At 42.9% G+C, this 21,614-nt stretch carries 17 protein-coding genes, 1 pseudogene, 1 riboswitch and 1 other annotated feature; of the genes and pseudogenes, 7 read left to right on the top strand and 11 right to left on the bottom strand.

Features of this window, described 5'->3' with window-relative positions; genetic code table 11:
- Positions 1-200: 200 nt before the first annotated feature.
- Positions 201-1,634 (bottom strand): DNA mismatch repair protein, encoded by a 1,434-nt coding sequence (locus tag BUB56_RS16810; RefSeq protein ID WP_110942420.1) that lies wholly within the window; start codon positions 1,632-1,634, stop codon positions 201-203.
- 407 nt (positions 1,635-2,041) lie between these two features.
- Between BUB56_RS16810 and BUB56_RS16805 the strand changes: the two genes are divergently transcribed.
- From BUB56_RS16805 to BUB56_RS16795, 3 genes are all read left to right on the top strand, one after another.
- Positions 2,042-3,631, top strand: coding sequence for an ABC-F family ATP-binding cassette domain-containing protein (locus BUB56_RS16805; RefSeq protein ID WP_110942419.1), 1,590 nt, complete (start codon positions 2,042-2,044; stop codon positions 3,629-3,631).
- A 105-nt stretch (positions 3,632-3,736) separates the two neighbouring features.
- Positions 3,737-3,828: riboswitch (glycine riboswitch) on the top strand.
- 142 nt (positions 3,829-3,970) lie between these two features.
- On the top strand, positions 3,971-4,240 hold the full coding sequence (locus BUB56_RS16800) for an ACT domain-containing protein (protein ID WP_110942418.1): 270 nt from the start codon (positions 3,971-3,973) through the stop codon (positions 4,238-4,240).
- A 15-nt stretch (positions 4,241-4,255) separates the two neighbouring features.
- Positions 4,256-5,614, top strand: a complete 1,359-nt coding sequence (locus BUB56_RS16795) for a PFL family protein (RefSeq protein WP_110942417.1) — start codon at positions 4,256-4,258, stop codon at positions 5,612-5,614.
- Between the two features lie 38 nt (positions 5,615-5,652).
- Here BUB56_RS16795 and BUB56_RS16790 read toward each other — a convergent pair whose 3' ends face one another.
- Positions 5,653-6,624 (bottom strand): MBL fold metallo-hydrolase, encoded by a 972-nt coding sequence (locus tag BUB56_RS16790; RefSeq protein ID WP_110942416.1) that lies wholly within the window; start codon positions 6,622-6,624, stop codon positions 5,653-5,655.
- 380 nt (positions 6,625-7,004) lie between these two features.
- On the opposite strand from BUB56_RS16790, the gene BUB56_RS16780 reads away from it, so the two are divergent.
- Positions 7,005-9,188 (top strand): glycoside hydrolase family 3 N-terminal domain-containing protein, encoded by a 2,184-nt coding sequence (locus tag BUB56_RS16780; protein ID WP_110942421.1) that lies wholly within the window; start codon positions 7,005-7,007, stop codon positions 9,186-9,188.
- A gap of 141 nt (positions 9,189-9,329) precedes the next feature.
- Positions 9,330-9,596 carry a glutaredoxin domain-containing protein gene (locus tag BUB56_RS16775; RefSeq protein WP_110942414.1) on the top strand — a complete coding sequence of 89 codons (267 nt, stop codon included), beginning with the start codon at positions 9,330-9,332 and terminating at the stop codon, positions 9,594-9,596.
- Positions 9,597-9,626: 30 nt separating this feature from the next.
- On the opposite strand, the gene BUB56_RS16770 is transcribed toward BUB56_RS16775, so the two are convergent.
- A complete protein-coding gene (locus tag BUB56_RS16770) occupies positions 9,627-11,546 on the bottom strand; it encodes an ABC-F family ATP-binding cassette domain-containing protein (RefSeq protein WP_110942413.1) in 1,920 nt (639 codons plus the stop codon).
- A gap of 74 nt (positions 11,547-11,620) precedes the next feature.
- Positions 11,621-11,908, bottom strand: a complete 288-nt coding sequence (locus tag BUB56_RS16765; RefSeq protein ID WP_110942412.1) for a DUF1664 domain-containing protein — start codon at positions 11,906-11,908, stop codon at positions 11,621-11,623.
- 91 nt (positions 11,909-11,999) lie between these two features.
- Positions 12,000-12,247: a binding site (T-box leader), on the top strand.
- A 95-nt stretch (positions 12,248-12,342) separates the two neighbouring features.
- Here BUB56_RS16765 and ilvA point away from each other — a divergent pair.
- A complete protein-coding gene (gene ilvA, locus BUB56_RS16760; RefSeq protein ID WP_110942411.1) occupies positions 12,343-13,587 on the top strand; it encodes a threonine ammonia-lyase in 1,245 nt (414 codons plus the stop codon).
- Positions 13,588-13,739: 152 nt separating this feature from the next.
- Here the strand turns inward: ilvA and BUB56_RS16755 are convergent, their stop codons facing one another.
- From BUB56_RS16755 to BUB56_RS16725, 7 genes are all read right to left on the bottom strand, one after another.
- Positions 13,740-14,288: a radical SAM protein gene (locus BUB56_RS16755; RefSeq protein ID WP_110942410.1), complete on the bottom strand. Its 549-nt coding sequence runs from the start codon at positions 14,286-14,288 to the stop codon at positions 13,740-13,742.
- On the bottom strand, positions 14,288-15,604 hold the full coding sequence (locus BUB56_RS16750) for a B12-binding domain-containing radical SAM protein (protein ID WP_110942409.1): 1,317 nt from the start codon (positions 15,602-15,604) through the stop codon (positions 14,288-14,290). The genes BUB56_RS16755 and BUB56_RS16750 overlap by 1 nt, the downstream gene beginning before the upstream one ends.
- A 1-nt stretch (position 15,605) precedes the next feature.
- Entirely contained in the window at positions 15,606-16,955 is a 1,350-nt protein-coding gene (locus BUB56_RS16745; RefSeq protein WP_110942408.1) for a B12-binding domain-containing radical SAM protein, read from the bottom strand.
- Positions 16,952-17,584, bottom strand: coding sequence for a class I SAM-dependent methyltransferase (locus BUB56_RS16740; protein ID WP_110942407.1), 633 nt, complete (start codon positions 17,582-17,584; stop codon positions 16,952-16,954). The genes BUB56_RS16745 and BUB56_RS16740 overlap by 4 nt, the downstream gene beginning before the upstream one ends.
- The gene (locus tag BUB56_RS16735; protein ID WP_190014655.1) at positions 17,577-18,875 is read right to left on the bottom strand and encodes a B12-binding domain-containing radical SAM protein; all 1,299 of its coding nucleotides are present in this window, start codon (positions 18,873-18,875) and stop codon (positions 17,577-17,579) included. Before BUB56_RS16735 ends, BUB56_RS16740 begins: the two co-directional genes overlap by 8 nt.
- Positions 18,847-19,854, bottom strand: coding sequence for a GNAT family N-acetyltransferase (locus BUB56_RS16730; RefSeq protein ID WP_190014653.1), 1,008 nt, complete (start codon positions 19,852-19,854; stop codon positions 18,847-18,849). Before BUB56_RS16730 ends, BUB56_RS16735 begins: the two co-directional genes overlap by 29 nt.
- A 70-nt stretch (positions 19,855-19,924) precedes the next feature.
- Positions 19,925-21,001 carry a GNAT family N-acetyltransferase gene (locus BUB56_RS16725; RefSeq protein WP_110942404.1) on the bottom strand — a complete coding sequence of 359 codons (1,077 nt, stop codon included), beginning with the start codon at positions 20,999-21,001 and terminating at the stop codon, positions 19,925-19,927.
- Between the two features lie 471 nt (positions 21,002-21,472).
- Here BUB56_RS16725 and BUB56_RS16720 point away from each other — a divergent pair.
- A pseudogene (locus tag BUB56_RS16720) lies at positions 21,473-21,614 on the top strand (IS1380 family transposase); the annotation flags it as partial.

Raw genomic sequence — 21,614 nt, 5'->3', positions numbered from 1 at the left:
GAGGATAAATCCCCTCCTGCGAAATTAATTTTAATTTTACTGTTGCTTTCTGAGTGAAGTGCACTTAGACTAGACATAAGGGTTTCTCCTTTGTGAAATGTTAGTTGTGGTGACTTCATTTTAACAAAGTTGAAACTCTTTTTCTATTGTATTGGTTTCACTTTTTAAGTGAAACCAATAATAATGCAAAACTACTGTAACTATGCGGCACGAAGCAATGCTGGATAAATTATGATGAATAATTCAGGTTCCATACTTCTTGCGCATACAGGCGCCCCTGCATAGGCCAATACGAGGTTTGTCCCCAAGGTTCTTAACAAGGTACTCTTGCCGGACATATTAGACCCTGTGATCAATAAAACTTTGGCAGGAGGATCTAGGCTTATATCATTACATACCTGTTGATTGGTCAGCAGCGGGTGGCCGATGGCTCTTGCAGTAAATCTGGCAGGTGTGTCTGTAATCTTGGGCATATCCCACTGGGGGTAATCATAGCCAATGAGAGCCAGACTGGCAAGCCCTTCTATTTCTCCTATCACCTCTAAATACCTTCTCAATACCGGCCCTGCCTGCCTCTTCCAATCCTCCACCGCAAGCATGCACTGGTAGTCCCATAGAATCAATAAATTGATCGGAAAGAAAGCTATGTTGTTTCTGTTTAGAATCTGATCCACGATTCTCTCCAGACTTTTCAGCTGTTGTAAAGCAGTTAATCCTTTCTCATCTCTCAGTCTTTCCTTTAATACCCGTAAATAATCCGACTGAAAATGAGTCTTTTCTATGTGTGCTAATATCTTTCCATAGACCCTGATACTATTTTTACACCGGTAAATCAGCTCCAGTTCCTGCGTTCTTCTCTTTACATCATAGGAGAGTAGGAAAAAATGAAACACCAGCAGCAGCAGGGGAATATATCGAAGGCCTATATCAGCTGAGAAGGCTAACAACAGAGTAGTGATCGTAATCCCAGGTAAAAGCCGTATCCCCATTCTGATCATAGGTTTTGAATAAAAGGGTTGGGATTTTTCAGCCCATTGAAGCAGCGACTCTATATCTTCAGCTTCTTCTGTGATCAGCATCCCCTCAGTTTGCAGTCTTTGCCGCCACCAGCGCTTTTGTGCCAGTTCGCCAATAGCAGCCTGCCGCTCTTCTATTTGCTTCCTTTTATCCCAGGGCGTTGTCAACAGCTCTGCCAGCTTTCGTTTCCCCGAATAGGTATTGGCCGCACTGATCCATTGATATAGTGAGCCCTGTCCAAAGATATCCAGATCCTTGGCAAAAGGATGGGCCTCCTCATAAAAGGCATCTCCTCGGTCAGCAAACTCTTTCCACTCTCCTTTAACCCGTTTCAAAGATATTTCATTCACCTTTTTCAGATGGGCCAGATATTGATGAGCCGTCTTTACTCTGTGATGCATATACACAAGGTAGATAAATATGACAATAAACAAAAATACAATTCCCCAGGTTACAGCATTTACAGCGGCCCGTGATAAAAATACAGCGCTAAAAATCGCAGCCCCTGCAGTGAATATTCTCAGGTGGCTGATATGATTCATATCCTTTAGCAGCTTAGATGATCTCTCCTCATAAACCTGTATTCTCTTTTCATAGATTTCCTTTGAAGTTTTCAAGGTGTTCTCTCCCTATCATCGTTTATATCATTTATATTATTCTCTTATTTTTTCCAGATTTTATAATCTTTCTTCAATCCTATTATATCTTATGTCACCTGTTCTTGATAAAAAAACTTTTATATCCCCTTACAATTCATAGATATATGACTGAGAATCTTAATGAATATTCGGAACGACGAGGGCGTCCACCTCTACTTTTCTGTTGAGGTTTACGTAGGGAGCGGCCTCTGTGCCGTTCCGCTGAATGTTGTGCTTCCTAACCACACATCTATGTAAATCCTGATGAAGGATATTGGATGGAGAATATTTACTTTTCCCTTCTATTTTCCTTGATGCAATAAAGCCCAATATATGATATAATATCGCGAAGATTGTTCAAATTCATGTAGAAGGATGGTAAAAAAGTGATTACAGTAACCAATGTAAGCTTACGATATGGGGAGCGGAAGCTCTTCGAAGATGTAAATCTAAAATTCACACCAGGTAACTGCTATGGGGTGATCGGTGCCAACGGAGCGGGAAAAAGTACATTTCTAAAGATCCTGTCCGGGGAGATTGAGCCCAATACAGGAGATGTGCACGTTCCCCCAGGCATCCGGATGTCTGTACTAAAACAGGATCATTACCAATACGATGAGAATCAGGTATTGGAAACGGTGATCATGGGCAACGCCCGATTATATGAAATCATGCGGGAAAAGGATGCGATTTACGCGAAGGCAGACTTTACCGATGAGGATGGCATTAAGGCCTCAGAATTAGAGGGTGAATATGCAGAGTTAAACGGATGGGAAGCGGAAGCAGAAGCTTCTTCCTTACTGCAGGGCCTCGGCATCCCTACTTCTCTCCATGACAAAAAAGTTGCAGACCTTTCCGGTGCAGAAAAGGTAAAAGTTCTACTGGCACAGGCCTTATTCGGCAAACCGGGAATTCTGATTCTCGATGAGCCTACCAACCACTTGGATATTAAATCTATCAACTGGCTGGAAGAATTCCTGATTGAATTCGAAGGCATTGTGATCGTTGTATCCCACGACAGACACTTCTTGAACAAAGTTTGTACCCATATGGCGGACGTGGACTTCGGAAAAATCAAGCTGTTTGTAGGTAACTATGACTTCTGGTATGAGTCCAGTCAGCTGGCGCTGCAGATGATGAAGGATCAGAATAAGAAGAAGGAAGAAAAAATCAAGGAGCTTCAGGACTTTATTGCCCGCTTCAGTGCCAATGCATCCAAGTCCAAGCAGGCTACCTCAAGAAAAAAGCTGTTAGATAAAATCACCATCGAAGATATCCAGCCCTCCAGCAGAAAATACCCCTACGTAGGCTTTAAGCCTGAGCGTGAGGTAGGGAATGATATTCTCTTTGTAGAAGGACTGACCAAAATCATAGATGGCGAAAAAATACTGGATAATGTGAGCTTTACTGTAACCAAAGGAGATAAGATTGCCTTTGTAGGTGAGCGTGAAATCGTCAATACTACCCTGTTTAAAATCCTAATGGGGGAAATGGAACCGGACAGCGGAAGCTACAAATGGGGTGTTACCATCACCAAGGCTTATTTCCCTAAGGATAACTCAGAGTTCTTTAATGATGTAGAGCTGAATTTAGTGGATTGGATGCGTCAGTTCTCCGTTGAGAAATCCGAAAGCTATTTAAGAGGCTTTTTAGGCAGAATGCTATTCTCCGGCGAAGAAGCCCTGAAGCAGGCAAAGGTACTGTCTGGTGGTGAACGGGTACGCTGCATGCTGTCTCGAATGATGTTGAGCAGCGCCAATGTACTGCTGTTGGATCAACCTACCAACCACCTGGATTTGGAATCCATCACTGCTGTAAATAATGGTCTAAAAGATTTCAAGAGCAATGTACTCTTTACCTCCCATGACCACCAGTTTATCCAGACCATCGCCAACAGAATCATTGAAATCACACCGTCTGGCGTTATCGATAAACGAATGACCTACGATGAATATTTGGAGAGCATCGGATTATAATTAAGGTTGCATAATACAAAATACTTGTGTTATAATAGGTTTTAATTTCCACAAAATTTCAAATAAATCGGTTGAAGGTAGCGGAATACTGGTTAGACCGCTATTGGACGAGCCTCTGGAGAGACTCATAGGAGCACCGAAGGGGAAAGCCAAGCTTGCTTGGTGAAACTCTCAGGTAAAAGGACAGGGGATTTTTATTAAAGGTACAGCTTTCTGTTTTTTGTATATAATAAGCAGAAGGTGTTCTTTGATATGAATTCTAATTTTCCAGAGACGAAATGATTCCATTTGGTCTCTTATTTTTTCCAGAAAAACTTTATTAAAAGGAGATGTTTTAAGATGAAAGCCTTTATTACGGTAATCGGGAAAGACAAGATCGGTATTATCCATGGGGTGACAGCAGTACTGAAGAATTATCAGGTAAATGTATTAGATATCACCCAGACCCTATTGCAGGAGTATTTTACCATGATCATGCTGGTGGACTTAGCAGCCATGACTATCGACTTTAAAGAATTGAAGGAAACCCTGGAAGCAGCAGGCCAGGATTTAGATATGTCCATACGCATTCAGCATGAGGATATTTTTCATTCCATGCACACCATATAGACAGGAGCTGACATCATGATCAATTATAAAAATATCATGGAAACCATCCGAATGATTGAGAAGGAAAAACTGGATATTCGCACCATCACCATGGGTATTTCTCTACTGGACTGCTGTGATAGTGATGGAGAAAAATCCAGGATAAAAATCTACGATAAAATCACAAAATCTGCTGAAAACCTGGTTAAGATTGGGGATGAAATAGAAACAGAATATGGAATTCCGATTATTAATAAAAGAATCTCTGTTACACCGATTGCCCTTGTGGCTCAATCCAGCCGGGATCTGAACTTTGTTGCCTATGCAAAGATTTTGGACAAAGCTGCCGATACCGTAGGAGTTAATTTCATCGGGGGCTTCTCTGCCCTGGTACAAAAGGGCTGCACCAAGGGAGATCAGGCATTAATCGCTGCTATACCAGAGGCTCTGGCTGCCACAGAGAAGGTTTGTGCCTCTATCAATGTGGGCTGTACGAAATCCGGGATCAATATGGATGCGGTTCGGGATCTGGGAATGATTATTAAAAAGACTGCTGAGCTGACAAAGGATCGTGACAGCATAGGATGTGCGAAGCTGGTAGTCTTTTCCAATGCCGTTGAGGATAATCCTTTTATGGCAGGGGCTTTTCATGGCGTTGGGGAAGCCGAATGCATCATCAATGTGGGGATCAGCGGCCCCGGTGTTGTAAAATCAGCCCTGGAAAATATGAAGGGCCAGCCCTTTGATGTAGTAGCTGAAACCATTAAGAAAACAGCCTTTAAAATTACCCGTGTGGGACAGCTAGTAGCTCAGGAAGCTTCCAAACGTCTTCAGGTTCCCTTTGGCATTGTAGATCTTTCCTTAGCCCCTACTCCCGCCATCGGCGACAGTGTGGGCAGAATTCTGGAAGAAATGGGTTTGGAGAGCTGCGGCTGTCATGGAACAACTGCTGCCCTTGCCCTGCTCAATGATGCGGTGAAAAAAGGAGGTATCATGGCTTCCTCCCACGTAGGAGGTCTCAGCGGGGCCTTTATCCCTGTCAGTGAGGATGAAGGAATGATTCATGCGGTTAACATTGGCTCCCTCAGTCTAGATAAACTGGAAGCCATGACAGCCGTATGTTCTGTAGGTATTGATATGGTTGCGGTTCCAGGTGATACCCCTGCAGCTACCCTGTCGGCGATCATCGCCGACGAAGCAGCCATTGGTGTGATCAATAATAAAACTACAGGTGTTCGAATTATCCCTGTCCATGGAAAATCACTAGGAGACACCGTAGAATTCGGCGGTCTTCTGGGTCATGCTCCCATCATGGCTGTCAGCAAATTCTCCAGTGATGATTTTATCAGCAGAGGCGGCAGAATTCCTGCACCGGTACACAGCTTTAAGAATTAAAAAATGGCTTGCAGATTATTTCATCTGCAAGCCATTTTTTATTTAGCCTTATAGTATATTATTTCACTCTCTTTTATCTTTTCTGCCTTGCCCGTTGCCACTAAATGCTCTAAATGAGCCATAGCCTCCCCTGCTGCAAACCATTTCTGAGGATTGGGGAAATCCTCCCATCGGTCATACCTTAACTCCCAGTGCATAGCCGCAGCTGTATCACGAACAGACTTTTTGCTTTCTTTAATAATCATGAGAATCTCATTTAGGCGCAGCCGATGATGCTCCAGCAGCTCTTGAATTCTTTTTCTGTGATCCTTTATTGTACTTCTGTGTGCCGTGAGAAGTAGTGCGATATCATATTGAGCCACTTTTTGAAGGTTATTAAAATAAACGGACAGGATGTCCTGTTCAAAGCCCCAGAAGGTAATGTTTGGTGTAATCTTATCTAAAATATGATCTCCGCAAAAAAAGAGCTTGTGTTTCTGTTCATAGAGTCCTATATGTCCTGGGGTGTGCCCCGGTATATCGACTATTTCAAAGGTATAGTCTCCTACCTTAAGAACATCTCCCTCTTTCAAATAAATGAAGTCGATAGGTTCTTTCGGACAATATTTATAACCCGGGTGATCGTGAAAAGATATGTTGTCCTTCTCTAAATCAAACAGCCTTCCATAGTCTTTAAATCGATCCCAGTAAGCCTCTTCCGTCATTTCGTTGATCAGCCTGCCGTCGATGGCTCCTGCACATACGGTTACTCCTTCCTTTTGCAGGGCTGCAGCAAGTCCTGAATGATCTGAATGCAGATGGGTGACCAGCAGACGGGTTTTCTTACGCTCAATCCCCAGTTCCTCCATTCCTTTCATAAAAGCATCCTTACAGCCTGGGATATTGAATCCTGTATCTATGATCAGGTTTCTGTCCTCTCCCCGTATAATATAACTATTAATTGCTTTTAGAGGATTATTGGGAAGTAGGATTTCGTTTTTGTAAATATTGGAATAAACTTGTGTTATCATCTTATCACCTTCGTTTTCGTCATGATTGAATAATCTATGGGATTCAGACAAATTCAACGGGTTCCTATCTTTAATATTCTCTATCTTTTGCCTTTTTCCTCTCCCCTTTTACCCTAAAATAAATCTGCCATGTTTGTGTCTCTTGCAGTTTTGTGCATTTTTCTTTCCCCGGCAGTGAAGAGCAGATTTTAGGGGAGAATGCTCTGGCTCTGCTTGCTGGTCTAGGACTGTTATCCATCCAACCCTGTGGCATGATCCAAATTCCCTGTAGCAAAGAATATTAAGAAACATGCAGGTTTTCTACTTGCATGTTTTTTTATATGAAGGGAACATGTATAATAGAAAGAAATGGAAATTTTATATATTTGGAGGTTGTAAAAATGTCTGAGATTTATAAAGACCCTTCTTATACCCCCATTGATAGAGCAAAAGATTTGCTAAGTCGAATGACCATGGAAGAGAAAGTGGGACAAATGTGTCAAGTGGACGGAAGAATCGATTCAGATACGTGGATTTTTGAAAAGCATATCGGCTCCTTTCTCCATGTAACAGGAGATGCACCGATCCATCTTCAGGAAAAAGCTGAAAAGACCCGATTGGGCATTCCCATCCTCTTTGGGATTGATGCCATCCACGGCCATGCCTTTTACAGCGGAGCTACCGTATTTCCTTCGCCCCTGGCAATGTCCTGCAGCTGGAATCCGGAGCTTTTAGAAGAAGTTGCCCGCATTACCGCCTGCGAAGTCATTCTAACCGGCCTTCACTGGACCTTCTCACCGGTTTTATGTATGGGTAGAGACATGCGATGGGGCCGCATTGATGAAACCTTCGGCGAAGACCCCTATTTGATTGGCATACTGGCCCGGGCAATGATCAAAGGCTATCAAGGAGAAAACCTTTCCGACCCTTATAGCATCCTGGCTTGTGCCAAACACTTCGCCGCCTATGGAGAAACCCAGGGAGGCCGTGACTCCGCAGAAGCCGATGTATCTGAAAGAAAGCTGCGTTCTATTTTCCTGCCTCCCTTTAAGGAAGCAGCAGATGCGGGCTGCGCCACCTTTATGGCTGGCTACAATGCCATTGACGGTGTTCCTTGCTCTGCCAACCGCTGGCTCCTTCATGAGGTATTAAAGGAAGAATGGGGCTTTAAGGGATTTGTGGTAAGTGATTGGAACAACGTAGGATACTTGCATAGTACTCAAAAAGTAGCCTCGACCCTGGAGGAGGCCTGTAAAATTGCTGTCTGGGCAGGCAACGATATGATCATGTCTACCCCTGAATTTTATGAAAAAACTGTGGCCCTGGTTCAAGAGGGATCTATAAAAGAGGAGCAGCTGGATGCAGCCTGCCTGAGAATCCTAGAATATAAATTTGCCCTGGGTCTTTTCGACCATAAGCGCTTCCCTGACCGAAGCAAAGCCACTGCTCTAATCGGATGTGATGCCCATAAAAAAGCAGCTTATGAAACCGCCCTGCAGTCTATGGTGCTCTTAAAGAATGATCACCAAGTACTGCCCCTTTCTAAGAATATCAAAAAAATTGCCCTTATAGGCCCTAGCTGTGAGGATGTACAGTCTCAACTGGGTGATTGGTCCTTTGGTACCAGGGAGTACCCTGAGCGCCCAACCCTAGACTACCATCCGGAATATGATACCTCCTCCATTGTCACAATTTTAGAAGGCATTCGGCAGCGGGCAGGAAAGGATATGGAAGTCGTCTATGAAAAAGGCTGTGATCTGCTGGATGAAAACAAGCAAAATATTGCAGCAGCTGTGAAAGCTGCACAAGAATCTGATATAGTTGTAGCGGTGATTGGAGACACCAATACCTTAAACGGTGAAATGAGAGACCGGGTGGACTTAAACCTAACGGGAGCTCAACAGCAGTTGCTGGAAGCTCTTAAGAAAACAGGAAAACCATTGGTGGTGGTCCTGATCAATGGAAAACCCCTTACCCTCCCTTGGATCAAAGAACAGGCAGATGCTATCCTGGAGGCCTGGAATCCTGGTATGGAGGGCGGCCGTGCAGTAGCTGCCATCCTCTTTGGAGATCATAACCCCTGTGGCAAGCTTACCATCTCCTTCCCCCGTCATGTAGGACAGCAGCCTGTTTATTATAACCAGTTGCCCGGCTGGCATGGAGGCAAGTATGTGGAGATGTCGGAAGAGCCTTTGTTCCCCTTTGGTTTCGGCTTGTCTTATACCCAGTATGCGTACAGCAACCTCACGCTGTCCGCTTCAGACCTGAAGGCAACTGACATACTGACAGTCTCTGTAGATGTACGAAATATAGGGGATATTGCAGGTACTGAGATCCTGCAGCTTTATGTCAATGATCTCTATAGTTCAGTAACCACTCCGATCAAGGAATTGAAGGGCTTTACCCGTGTTACCCTAAATCCGGGAGAACAGCAGCGTGTATCTATTGAACTTCCCATTGCCTCCCTAACTCTGATTGACAGAGAATGTAAAGCCGTAGTGGAGCCTGGAGAATTTGAGATCATGGTAGGTCCTTCTTCAAGAGACAGAGATTTATTGAAAAAAGTTATTCGGGTTATAGAATAATCAAGGAAAAGACTGATTAACATTCGATGAGATGGGCATATAATAACTACGGGAAAACCGGCAAATGAGATTCCCTCTTTAGCCGAAGGATTCCTTGACCTTTTCCAGCAATATCAATCTTATAAAGGCGGTGTAGATTCAATGAAACCTATACTTATGTTTATGATGGAGACTTGTCCCTACTGCAGAGAAGCGCTTCGATGGATGGAAGAACTGAAACAGGAAGATTCCCGATACCAGGCATTAGAGATCAATATGGTCGACGAACAGCTCCAGCCTGATCTTGCCAATCAGTATGACTACTATTATGTACCGACCTATTATGTGGATGGTGCAAAGCTCCATGAAGGGGCAGCTACTAAAGAAAAGATTCGAGCTGTGTTTGAAAAAGCTTTAGAAGAATTATAAAAATATCCTCTGCCACCGCAGAGGATATTTTTATGTCTGTTTCCTCTTTTCTATCTCTTCTGCCAGCTCATTAAGATACATCCATCTGTCCATTTTCTGCTCCAGCTGCTTTTGTAATGCTTCCTTCTCCTCTACCAGCTGCTGCAGCACCGAGTATTCAGAGGCTGCTTGCAGAATTCGTTCCTCTATTTCCTGTATCTTACTTTCCAGATCTACGATCACGTCATCGATTTCTTCAAACTCTTTCTGTTCTTTAAAGGAGAACTTTAAGGGCTTTACCTTTACCTGCTCCGGCTGCTTTTTTTCTATAAGGTTACTCTGTTTATTCCCCTTATCCCGAGTTCTTTGCTCTTCAGCATACCCCTCCGGATCTGCTATACTACTTGTCTTATAATCCGTATAGTTTCCTGTATACTGCCGGACCTTTCCCGAACCCATAAATACAAATATCTTTTCTGCCATCTTATCCAGGAAATATCGGTCATGGGAAACCGCAACCACTGCCCCAGGGAAATCCTCCAGGTAATCCTCCAGAATTCTCAGGGTTTCTATATCCAAGTCGTTGGTAGGCTCATCCAATAGCAATACATTGGGCCCTTCCATCAGCACTCTTAGCAAATAGAGCCTTCTTTTCTCTCCCCCCGAAAGCTTTCCAATCGGTGCCCACTGCATGGCCGGCGGAAAAAGGAACCGCTCCAGCATCTGAGATGCTGTGATTTTATCGCCTTCTGCTGTCGTAAGATACTCACTGCCCTCCCGGATGTATTCGATCACTCTTGTGTCATCATCCATATGATTGGTTTCCTGGGAAAAGAGGCCGATCTTAACCGTATCCCCCATCTCCACTTTTCCGCTGTCCGGCTTCATTTTCCCTGCCAATATATTTATTAAAGTGGTTTTTCCTGTCCCATTGGGACCAAGAATTCCTACCCGGTCCTTTCTCAACAGAATATAGCTGAAATCATCGATAACCTTTTTCTCTCCAAAAGCCTTGTTCACATGCTCCAGCTCAACTACTTTTTTACCCAATCTGCTGCCTGCTAAGGACAGCTCCAGCTTGCTTTCACTTAGATCAACCCCGCTTTCCTTCAGGGCTTCAAAGCGTTCGATTCTTGCTTTTTGTTTTGTCGTTCTGGCTCTAGCCCCCCGCCGTATCCAGGCCAGCTCCTTCCTGAAAAGCCCTTGCCGCTTTCGTTCATTGGCTGCCGCAATCTCCTCCCGCTCCAGCTTCTTTTCAAGAAAACTGTCATAATTGCCCCTATAGGGGTATAGGTTTCCCCGATCCAATTCAATGATCTGATTCACCACTCGGTCTAAAAAATATCTGTCATGGGTAATCATCAACAGAGCACCTTTCCGCTTGTTCAGATAATCCTCCAGCCAGTCAATGATATCATGGTCCAGATGATTGGTAGGCTCGTCCAGAATAAGCAGATCTGAGGGGTTGATTAAGGCGGCGGCCAGAGCAATACGCTTCTTCTGGCCTCCTGACAAGGACCCTACCTTTGCAGTAAAATTAGTGATTCCCAGCTTCGTTAATATGGCCTTTGCTTCACTCTCTACATTCCAAGCATTCATAGCATCCATGTCCTGGGTAAGGCGAACCATTTTTTCGTCAGGTGTGTCGGGATTCTGAATCGCCTCAGCATAGGCCCGAATAAGGCTCATCAAAGGAGATTCTCCATGAAAAATTTGTTCTAGCACTGTGGCCTCTGGCTCAAAGGCTATATCTTGTGGAAGATATTCTATTCGCACACCATTTCCTTTAATCAGACGGCCTTCATCGGCTTCCTCTACTCCGGCAACAATTTTTAGTAAAGTGGTTTTTCCTGTACCATTAATCCCGATAATTCCTATTTTATCACCCGCATCTATACCAAAGCTAATATTTTGCAGCAGCAGTTTTTCGCTGTAGCTCTTTGAAATATTTTCTGCACTTAGTAGATTCATGTTCTTCCCTTTCTATACTTTCATTATTCCATATACTCATTATAACAGAAAAAGCAGACACATTGTCTGCTTGGTTAGACTTTAAACCGCTGAATCATTTCATTAAGCTTCACGGCTATCTCTGCCTGCTCCTGAGACTCCTTAACTACTGCTTCCAAATCGTCTGCTGCCTCCGTTACATTGTCGGATATTTCTTGGGAACCGGCAGTAGTTTCCTCTGAGGTTGCAGATATGGATTCAATCGCTTCGCTGACTTCCTTTTTAGTTAAGGAAATATTCACTACGCTTTCACTAAAGTCCCCAATAAGATCGTGAATAAATTCTGCTATACTTTTTCGCGTTAATGCAACAAATTTTTCCATAGACTTCTCTATAAAAATATATTCCAATTTCCTTGACAGCCATCTCAAATCGTGATATCTTATTACTTAAATATTTTAAAAATTCTATGAAAACATGGCGTTGATGGAGAAAGGTATTCTGTGCAAAACAGTTTCAGAGAGTCGGTGGGTGCTGTGAACCGATACTGTGCTTGAATACAAATCACTCTTGAGCCGTATCTTTGAACATAATGAACCTGCTTTCATTAGTAAAAGATACCGTTTAGTCCCGTTATCGACTTAGGTTTGTTAGAACTGAAAAGGGGTATTCATATGTTGAATACAACCAAGGTGGTACCGCGGGTGATCCTCGTCCTTGAAAGCTATACTTTCATGGGCGAGTTTTTTTATTGCCTCATCAGTCTACTCGAACCTATCCAAAGAAAACCATTAAAATCAGTCAAGGAGGTAGTAATATGTCAAATGCAAGTTACTCAACTCAGGTTCAGCTGGATGATGGGGCAGATTCTCTGCAATTTGCTGCAGCAAGAGACCGATTAAAAGATGTGGTAGAAGAAACCAAGCTGCTGTACAGCTCAGTCTTTAGCAGCGAATCTGGAAACACTGTGTATATTAAACCGGAAAATCTGCAAAAAACAGGAGCTTTCAAAATTCGAGGCGCCTATAATAAGATCAGCAAGCTTTCCCTAAGGGAAAGACAAAAAGGACTGATCTCCTCATCTGCCGGCAATCATGCCCAAGGAGTCGCCTATGCGGCGCAGCAGCTGGGCGTATCCGCTACTTTGGTGATGCCGAAGACCACCCCCTTGATCAAGGTGGAAGCTACCAGAAGCTATGGTGCTCAGGTTGTGCTATCGGGGGACTGCTATGACGAAGCTTATGCAGAAGCTCTACGCCTGCAGAAAGAACATCAGTATCTTTTCGTCCATCCATTTAATGATTTAGACGTCATTGAAGGACAGGGTACCATAGGATTGGAAATCTTAGATGAGTTGGAGAATGTGGATTGTATATTAGTTCCCATCGGAGGCGGGGGACTTATCGCAGGGATCGCTGCGGCAGTAAAGTCCCTAAGACCGGATATTAAGATTATCGGAGTGGAACCGGAAGGCGCAAAAGCTATGAAGCTCTCTATGGACAACAATAAGCTCACCTATCTCAATACGGTAGATACTATCGCCGATGGCGTTGCAGTAAAAAAACCTGGGGATTTGACCTTCTCCATCATCAAGGATTATGTAGATGAGATTGTCACCGTATCGGATTTTGATATCATGGAGGCTTTTCTTCTCCTGCTGGAAAAACATAAGCTGATAGGAGAAAATGCAGGGGTCCTGTCCTTAGCAGGCCTTAAAAAAATTCAGGAAAAAGATAAAAACATTGTATGTGTAGTGAGCGGCGGCAACATCGACGTGTTGACCATCTCCTCTCTGATTAACCGGGGACTTGTCTCTAGAGGACGTATTTTCTGTTTCTCCGTAGATCTTCCTGACAAACCCGGGGAGCTTCTAAGGATTTCGGAAATCCTGGCAAAGCTAAACGCCAATGTTATCAAGCTAAACCATAACCAGTTCAAATCCCTGGACCGATTGATGGATGTACAACTGGAAGTAACCGTAGAGACCAACGGCCACAAGCATATCGACCAGATTGTCAGTGAAATGCATCAGGCAGGCTATGAGATCGAGCGGGTATATTAGTTCCATAAACCTCTTTAAAATAAAGCGGGCGGACACTGTCCGCCCCTACAAATACCATTCTATACAAACATGTCATACTGCTTATAATACGCTAAAGAATAGAAAAAATAATACCTATATTTCCTTTATAAACCTTATTTCACCCTGTTTTGTTACTGCATCATCCGCTTCATATATCTTTTCAACAGATGGATAGACCCTTTACAGAGCCGGAATACGGTAGCAAAGCCAAACTTTCGAACCATATAAGCTGTGTTGTTTTGAAAAAGATTTACATAAAGGTTGGTTTTCAGCATCTCATAGTAATACCTTCTCAGACTCATTTTTGAAGGTCTTATAGTAACCTGCCCGAAGCTCCAGCTTTCATAGGCCTCCCTTTCCACCAGGAGACGATCCCTATATTCTTCATACAAGGGGAGATTGGGAAAAGGGATCAGGGGAGAAAAGGCAGAAATCTCCGGCTTTAATGCCCTCAAATACCTGCGAAGTCCTCTAAAATCCTCTTTGTTCCCATCCCGATGCAGCATAAAGGAAGCCCATACATCTAAATCGATTTCCTTCATAAACCAGCTGGCCTTCAGGTTATCTTCAATGTCAGACTTTTTCTCGTAGGCTCGCAGCTCTTCTTCCTTGAAGGTCTCATAGCCTACCAGCACCGCCTTAAGTCCAAGTCCTTTAAATCTGCGAATTATCCACCTCACTAAATGATATTTGGAGTGATTTTTCTCTTGATCTGATATCTATAGTAGAGGTTCACCAGGAAATAGAACAGATACCGATCCTTTTTTTTCAAAAACTCTTTTCGAAAAATTGTTCGCTTTAAGATGGAGCTCATTGAAAATACATCATTGTAGAGTTCCCAATAAGCATGGGTCAGCTTCTCGGGACTCATATTCTTTGGGATATGAACTGCCTCACTGCCATTGTAGGAATACATGTCCTCATTGCATATCCGATTGGCAGCCTTCATTTGATCATAATACTTTGTCCCCGGAATAGGGGTTAAAATATAAAATCTAGGGACCACTACCTTATTCTCTTCAATAAATCGAGCCGTTTCCTTGATAGACTGCAAGGTATCCCCGTCGGCTCCTACCACCATCTCCGTAGAAATGTCGATGCCTGCCTCCTGAATATTCTTAATCAGGGATGCATATTTGGCAGGTCTGGCCCAGGCTTTATCCATACATTGAAGACTCTCGGCAGAAATACTCTCCAGCCCGAAGCTGAGAGCTGTACAGCCGCTTTCTGCCACCAGCTTTAAAAGCTCCGGATCCTCTCCGATGGTAATGGAGCATTGGGAGGTCCACTCCATATCCAAGGCTTTGATTTCCCTGCAGAGCTCCATAAGATATTTCCGATCAGAAACAATATTATCATCTAATAATAAGAATTTATTAAAGCCCAATGCCTTCACCTGGCCAATGTCCCTTACTACCTCTTGGATTTCTCTTTTTAAATACTTATTCTTGTATAAGCAATAGACAGAACAAAAGCTGCAGGAATTTGGGCAGCCTCTTCCTGCCTGCACCGGCAGAAAATCACCAATGCTTTTTCCAAGGATTAAATCAAACCTGGGGAGAGGTGTGGAAAGGCCGGTCAATTCTTCCCGGTAAAAAGCCTTCAAATCTCCCTTTAGAAAATCCTCGATAACCTTTGGCCATACATTTTCTGCATCTCCGATCACGACGCTGTCACAATACTTCTTTGCTTCCTCCGCCATCAGGCTTACCATATAGCCCCCTAGGATTACGGTCTTTCCTCTCTTTTTGAACTCCGCGGCAATATCGATAGATCGAATGACTGCATGTCCCATACTGCCGATGGCGATAAGATCCGCATCGGTATCAAAGGGAATCTCCTCGATGGTTTCCAGAATGATTTCTACCTGCCAATCCTCCGGGGTCAAAGCCGCTAAAAGGGGCAGTCCTAAACCTACGAAATAAAGCTTCTTCTTTTTAATGGGTTGACGCTCCCTATCATAGGGTGTGGATTGAATCAGCAGCAGCTTTTTCATCTTATCTCCCTCTTATCATTTTTTGTAAATACTGTCTTGTAACTGCACTGCTCCCCCAGGACAGCTTCCATACTTCCATGAAACCGTACTTTCGAATGAGCTTCCATATATTCTGAGGTCTCATGGTAATTTTATAATATAATTTTATAATTTCATAATAATAACGGCCTACGGACATCTTCTGGGGTTTTAAAACCAAATGGGCTAAATCCCATTTCTCATATTCTAGGGGATCGATAATAAAATCCTTTTGATACTGCTGGTAGATAGCCGTCCCTTTTAAGGGGGTAAGTGGCTGAAGATTTACAAAGATAAGCCCTAATCCTTTGATCCATCGGTAGAGGCTTTTGAAGTCCTCCTTAGAAAAATCCATATCCAAAATCAGGGTTCCATAGACCTCTACATCATACTTTTTTAAAATGCCTATGGCCTTCTCATTATCAGCAATACTTGTCCGTTTATTATACCTATCCAGATCTTCGTTTTTGAAGGATTCTAAGCCTACAATCACTGCCCGGAGCCCATGTTCCTGAAAGGTTCTGATTACCTCTTCATGCCTGCAAATAAAATCTGCTCTTCCGTAGACCAAAAATTTCTTATGGATTTGATGCTCCTTTAGCTTCCTGCAAAACTCCAGGATCCGTTCTTTTGAAAACAGGAAATCATCATCAACGATATAAATTTCCGGCTCCGGAATCCCTTTTAATTCTTCAATGACAGAATCAATCGTTCTAGTGAAATATTTTCCATCGGTGACCTCCTTACAAAAACAAAAACTGCAGCTGTAGGGACAACCGAAGGAGGTCTTGATCAGGGCACAGGGATTGTGAAACATATAGTAGTATCGATGCCGGTATTTTGCCACCTTATGCCGGGCAGGAAAGCCATAGGGGAATTCCATTTCCTTAACATTCTTTTTTCCAGGCCGATAAATACCTTCAATCTCTTTGCTGCCACCGCCCTTGATGATTTCATTGAAGGTTTTGATCCCATTAGCCTCACAGATAAAATCGATCTCATCACATAAAAAGTCTTGGGGTACTACTTCTGCATGAACACCCCCGATAATAATCCTGCAGTCCCCTTGAATTCTTTTAATTCTTCTGGCATAATCCTTAATCACATTTACATGGGTAATATAACCGCTCATGCCTACAAAATCCGGCCTGTGTTTTTGAATGAAGTATTCCAGCGGCTTTTTTTCCACAATCATATCGATGATTTCAATTTCTGCTCCGGAATCCTCTATATTTCCTGCGATATACTCCAGTTCCAAGGGTTCACAGATCATTACATGCTGTAGGCCTATGGTTTCCGGGTCTGGTTTCGGTCGTATGAGTAAAACCTTCATTGGTCAATCCCCTTTAGTATGAAAAAGTAGATAGAGGGCATAAAAAATTTTTTCTTAATTCTTATGACGTCCTCACATTGAAAAAGTTTCTTTGTCATGGCAAGGACTGTCTTTACACTAGGGTAATTGGCTTTGCCGGTGGTGAGCTTAACAAAAAATATAGCCAAGGCATCATATAGATTGTTTTGAGAGGCTTGAGCCAAAAGCAGATATCCCCCCGGTTTTAAAAGCATTCTAAGGTTCTTTAACACTTGAGCTTGATCTTCATAGTAGGGAAAGGAATGGGTGCAGATAATGATATCATATTGCTGTTTTAGGCTTTGTATTTCCGCAGCATCCATCTTCTGGAAAACAATCCCATGACTCATCTCTTTGGCCCTTTGGATCATGTCTCCTGAAAAGTCGACTCCAGACAGAATGAAGGAATATCCCTGAAAATCCTCCTGTATCTCCCGTAGGAGCTGACCCGTTCCACAGCCCACATCCAAAATTCTATATTGTCTTTCCCTTTCCAAGGTTCTGCATAAATAGCTTTTGATTTCTCTACGAGTGGGACCCAAAGACACCTTTTGCACCCATAGTCCTTCGTAATACCTTGACCAAAAATCCCAGACTTTTTGTCTACTCATGTTTTCCTCCAAATAAAAAGCTTCTGATATATTTGCTTCGGAAAATTTGTTCCAGATAAATGAGATAAAAATGAAAGTAGAAGGCAAGTACACTCATCTTAGTGGGCTTTAGGGTCAGGTGTAAAAAATCATATTTGGCAGGATCCCGGGTAATCAATCGATGCTCATATTCCTTATAATAGGCAGTCCCTTTTATCGGTGTAAAGATCGATGCAGTGTAGCTCTGGAGATTCATTTTTCGAATCCATTTGCGAAGATAATGAAAATCCTTTCTCTGAAAATCAATTCCTGCTATAAACAAAGCTGTCAAGTTGATCCCATGTCTTTTCAATATTTCTACAGCCCTGCGATTTTCATCGGCGGAGCAGGCTTTCTTATAGTTCTCCAGCAGCTGATCCTCAACGGCCTCCATTCCTGCAATCAGCTCTACAAAACCGATATCCGCCAAGCTTTGGATGATATCTTCATTGCCTGCAATAAAGTCCACCCGAGAATAGGCAATAAATTTCTTGCGAATACCCCTTTCCCCCATTTTGCTGACGAATTCTTGGATTCTTTTGCGATCGATCAGAAAGGTATCATCCACAATCCAGATATATTCTGCAGAAATGCTGCTGATCTCCTCTACTACGGCTTCAATGCTTCTGGCGCTGTATATCCCTTCATTTAACTGCTTGCAGTAGCAAAAGCTGCATTGGTAAGGACAGGATAGAGCTGTCTTTAAAAGTGCTACAGGGCTATAATGCATATATTTTGTTCTGCCCTGATATCTTTCAAAATAACTCCGATTGGGCATAGGCATGGAAGAAAAATCTGTTGATACTTTTCGGTTTACCTTCCATTCCCCATTTTCCCGATAGGCGATGCCTTCTATATCCGCCAGGGAGGCTGTATTCCAATTGCGCTCTACCAGCTTCCTCAGCGTATGCAGTCCGTCGGAATGAACCACCACATCAATACTTTCCACCAAAAATTCCTCATAGTTGATTTCCGCATGAATACCCCCTACGAAAACCTTCACCCCTGGATTTTGCAGCTTTACATACCTTGAAGTTTCAATCATGATGTCTGCTGCAGTAATGTATCCGCTGAGCAGCACTAGGTCAGGCCCATAGGTCTTGAAAACATCGGAGAAATTTCCGCCTTCTAACAAGGGATCATAAATCCGATGCTCTATTTGCAGCTGCACCAATAAAGCTGACAGGTATTCCAGTTCGAGGGGCTCCGTAACCGCTGGCTCAAACCTGGAATAAATCGTCTTTTTATGGCATTTTGCCAACAGGATTTTCATCAGCTTCCCCCTTAAATACATTATGAAAGGTCCTATAGGGCTTATAGGAAAAAGTACCTACCAAGGTCCCTATTATCTTATTGAATATGCTATTGCTGTGATGCGCATACATCCACCTTGGATGCTGTCTGGCCCCTAATTTCAGCTTAGTCTCCTCAGCAGTCTGGCCTAGGTCTATGGACCGGCAGCCTCTTTCAATGCCGTATCGAATGATTGTCAGCAGCATATTCATATAGAGATCATACTGTTGATTCAAGCTGTGTTCAAAGCCTCCAAACAGAAAAATGAGTTCCTTTTCCTCTTCCATCAGTTGTACAAATCCGATAACCTTCTCCTGGACTTTAAAAGTGAATATTTTCCCTTGGAACTCCCTAAAGAAGCAAATGGACAGCTTCTCCAGCTTTTCCTTAGAACGTTCATAGACCTTTTCATAGAGCCTGTACATCTCCTCATCAAATAACCGGTTATCTTCCAGTACCTCTATCTTCACCGGGGAAAGCTTTCGTAACGTCTTCTGTACCCGATATCGATAATGGCTTCTCATGCTGTTCACATATTCCCCAAAGGAATTCCAATGCAGGTCTATCTTGCAGGTAGGGAGCGTATTCCCCCGGGCAAGTCCCAGGTCACTTCCGGCGTTTAATACTACATAAAAGCCTTTTAAAGAGCGAATATAATGAGTCAGTTCTTCCAAATCCTCCGGTACCGTTGCGTAGCCTCTTTTGGACACAGAAAGAGGGATCCCTATGATTCGCAACGGAATCTTTAGCGTAAGGCCTCTCGTAAAGGTGAAGAGGTCCAGCTTAAGTTGATAGGATACCAAGGCCAGCCTTTTTTTCTGATGAAGATGATACTGCTGACCACAGGGGTTTAATTTTTCCAGCGCCCCTAAGATCTCTCTGGAAAGAAACAGCTGGTGCTCTACGGCGGCATCCCATCCCGGGGGAAGGTCCTCTACTTTTTCATAGACTCTAAACATAGCTGTATCTCTCCTAATAGCAAAATTTCTGTACACCAACAACCATCCTCATGGGCCTTGGAGCAGCATTTCAAACGGGTATGCGAAACACTTTAAAGTGCTTATATTCTTTATCGGCCCAACGAAATCCCAATCCTCTGGATGCCAGATTGTGTTCCAGTATCCAGCCTGATTCACAGTAGTCATACCGATTTCCTACCAGCTCACGACATTTATGAAAGAGGGCATATACCCCTCCATTTTTTTGATACTCGGGAAGGACTCCCAGCTCTACGATCTTAAACTTTTTGATTTTATGAGAAAACAGTTTATTTTTGATTAAGGTTTTTATGCCTAGGGCTTCCCCTGGTCCCATCAGCTCATGATAATCAGGATACCATAGCATAAACCCTGCAGGTTTTCCACTGTGCTCTAAGAATAGTAAGTTTTCTTCCTTCAATAGGAGCCTGAACTCCCGAAAGAGCTCCAGGTCCTCTTCTGCTCTTCTTTCATAATAGAATGCATGCTCTCGAAAGGCACGGTTATTTAAATCCGTATAAATTGCTGCCTCTCTCTCGATATGCCGAAAACTAGCTTTGCGAACTTGATATTTTCCGCTGATCCTGCTTATAAACCGATGATCTACCCTAAAATCAAAGCCTTCCATTTGTGTCAAATAATTGACCAGATTGAATTCTTCTCCCCCAAAACGCTGAAAATAATCGATATAATAAGGGGGATTATAGGCAGTCCCAAAGCCCTGAACATGTTCATAATGGTCTGCTAAAAGGCCTAAGCCATAATTTACATGGAAATTCAAACCGATCAAGATGGTTTCAATTCCATGCTGTCGGGCCAATGTCCTCCCGTAAGCCAGCATTTCCTCCACAGCCTTTTCCTGCCGGGGCAGTGCTTCAAAGTAGGTAAGCTGCAGCGTATCCTTCATTCGATCCACAATGGCAAAAATACATACCGCTGCAATGCTCCCTTCATCCAGCACCATAATGGGAAAAATCCTGCTGCTTTTGCAGATTTGCGCCTTTCCTCTAAGAATACTTTTCAGCACCCTGCTCATGCTGTCCCGATAATAGATGTTTTGTTGATAAATAGACTTGCAGAATTGAATATATTCATTAACAGATGCCTGATTAACTGCTTTTATCTCCATATCTCACCTCCAACGGAAGTTAAATCGTTGAATATAATAAAAATACGAGAATATCTCCATAATTCCTCTTTATTATAACATTTTTCGCCATTAAATGATTGTTTTGTCCTATAGCTATTTTTTTCCTCACATGCAAAAAAGCTGCCTCAACAAAATTCATTTTCATAAAAAAAAGCAGTCCACATGTCCCAATCCCTCTTTCAATCGAATCTAAACAAATTTCTAGTGACTTATAGCTACATAATCCCTCATCTGTCTTATATCAACCCATGGCATCTGTCGATATTTTATCAAAATAAACCTGAATTATTCATCATAATTTATCCAGCATTGCTTCGTGCCGCATAGTTACAGTAGTTTTGCATTATTATTGGTTTCACTTAAAAAGTGAAACCAATACAATAGAAAAAGAGTTTCAACTTTGTTAAAATGAAGTCACCGCAACTAACATTTCACAAAGGAGAAACCCTTATGTCTAGTCTAAATGCACTTCACTCAGAAAGCAACAGTAAAATTAAAATTAATTTCGCAGGAGGGGATTTATCCTCCGATTCTGGCCTACTTCTGATTAAGGAATTCGCCCATAAGCTTGGTTTTCCTAAACTAATTAAAA

The organism is Geosporobacter subterraneus DSM 17957 (assembly GCF_900142145.1).
In the GTDB taxonomy this organism is placed as follows: Bacteria; Bacillota; Clostridia; order Peptostreptococcales; family Thermotaleaceae; genus Geosporobacter; species Geosporobacter subterraneus.
This window is presented reverse-complemented; position numbering and strand designations above follow the sequence as displayed.